This window comes from Pseudomonas sp. HY2-MNA-CIBAN-0224 (genome assembly GCF_040310285.1).
GTDB classification, from domain to species: Bacteria; Pseudomonadota; Gammaproteobacteria; order Pseudomonadales; family Pseudomonadaceae; genus Aquipseudomonas; species Aquipseudomonas helleri.
In genome coordinates, this window is record NZ_JBEOPQ010000616.1 from 1 (window position 1) to 263 (window position 263).

A 263-nucleotide genomic window follows, 5' to 3' on the forward strand; every position below is an offset into this window, starting at 1 on the left:
GTCTTTAGCCTTAGCGCCATTGTCCGATATGCGCCCTGCTACTTTAGATAAAATAGAGAAAGCCGTACGCCAGCTTTTTGCTAGTAGTGATGCTAGCGATATTACGATGATACAAATTGCTAAGGCTGCAAACGTCTCGTTGCAAACACTCTATAAGTATTTTGGCGATAAACAAACGGTACTTTATACTATTATGGATATAGTGCTTGGTAGGCTAGCGACAAGGATGATGGATCATTTGCAAGGTATTGATAGCGTAGAAG

Annotated in this window: 1 protein-coding gene; it reads left to right on the top strand. The window is 41.1% G+C overall.

The window, feature by feature from the left end; genetic code table 11:
* The coding region (locus tag AAEZ03_RS27780) for a TetR/AcrR family transcriptional regulator (RefSeq protein WP_350583113.1) at positions 1–263 on the top strand (263 nt) is incomplete at both ends.